The 1,207-nt window shown below is 59.2% G+C and carries 1 protein-coding gene; it reads right to left on the reverse strand.

What is annotated here, in order from left to right; all coding sequences use genetic code 11:
* Nucleotides 1-19 precede the first annotated feature (19 nt).
* Nucleotides 20-1,192: a M20 aminoacylase family protein gene (locus NKH95_RS33345; RefSeq protein WP_352894617.1), complete on the reverse strand. Its 1,173-nt coding sequence runs from the start codon at nucleotides 1,190-1,192 to the stop codon at nucleotides 20-22.
* Between the last annotated feature and the right edge of the window lie 15 nt (nucleotides 1,193-1,207).

Genomic DNA, 1,207 nt, shown 5'->3' on the forward strand with positions numbered 1-1,207 from the left:
GCTCGTCCTCGCCAATACCTCAAGCCGCGAGCGTGTTCTCTGCGAGTTTGATCCAGTACGATGTCCCAAACTGAATCGCCTCGTCGTTGAAATCATACGCAGCCTGGTGCAGGCCAGCACTGTCGCCGTTGCCACACCAGATGAAGGCGCCCGGTCGCGCCTCGGACATGAAGGCGAAGTCCTCGCCTCCTAAGACCGGCAGCGTCTCCACGACATTGTCTTCACCCGCGACATCCTTGGCCACCCTGATCGCCATCTCAGTCTGCGCAGCATGGTTGAAAACAACGCCATGGTCGCTTTCGAGATTAAGATCTATCCTTGCACCGGTTACTTGGCCGATGCCGGCAACCACCTCGCGCAACCGCTTCTTGACAAGCTGACGCACCTCGGGCGTCAACGTGCGCATGCTGCCTCGCAACTCTGCCGTCTCGGCTACGACTCTATGCGTGCTGCCGGCACGGATTTCGTGAAACGTAATTCCAGCCGCTTCCAAGGGATCGACGTTCTGCGACAAGATTTGTTGTACAGCCGTAATAAGCTGCGCGCCGACCAAGATAGCATCGACGCTTTTATGTGGCATCCCTGGATGACCGCCGCGGCCTTCTATTTTGATCTCGATGCTGTCCGTTGCCGCCAACACCGCACCGCGACGGATACCAAACGCACCAATTGGCAAGCCCGGAAGGGTGTGCATGCCATAAACCTGTTCAACGCCGAAGCGCTCCATCAGGTCGTCCTTGAGCATCGCGACCGCACCCATACCAATCTCTTCCGCAGGCTGGAAGATCAGGACTACAGTGCCTGCGAAGTCTCGAGTTTCGGCTAGATAGCGTGCCGCGCCCAGCAGCATCGCCGTGTGACCGTCGTGACCGCATGCATGCATGAAGCCCTCGGTCTTGGACGCATAGGGCAGATTGGTCTTTTCCTCGATCGGCAGCGCATCCATATCAGCGCGCAAACCGATGACCTTTGCGCGGTCGTCGCTCGCGGCCCTCTTCCCAGTGATGACACCAACGACGCCGGTCTTGCCAAGGCCGGACACGACCTGGTCGCAGCCAAACTCGCGCAGGCGATCGGCGACGACTGCGGAGGTGCGGTTGACGTCGAAGCCCAGTTCAGGATGTGCATGAATATCGCGGCGCCAGGACACGATGTCTGGGAGTAGGTCGGCGACGCGATTGACGATAGGCATGGGAGTCTCCTTTCT

The organism is Mesorhizobium sp. M0848 (assembly GCF_040319805.1).
GTDB lineage: Bacteria > Pseudomonadota > Alphaproteobacteria > Rhizobiales > Rhizobiaceae > Mesorhizobium.

Excerpts from the sequence above, each read along its gene's own strand:
- NKH95_RS33345 (WP_352894617.1), bottom strand. The coding sequence starts at position 1,192 with ATGCCTATCGTCAATCGCGTCGCCGACCTACTCCCAGACATCGTGTCC.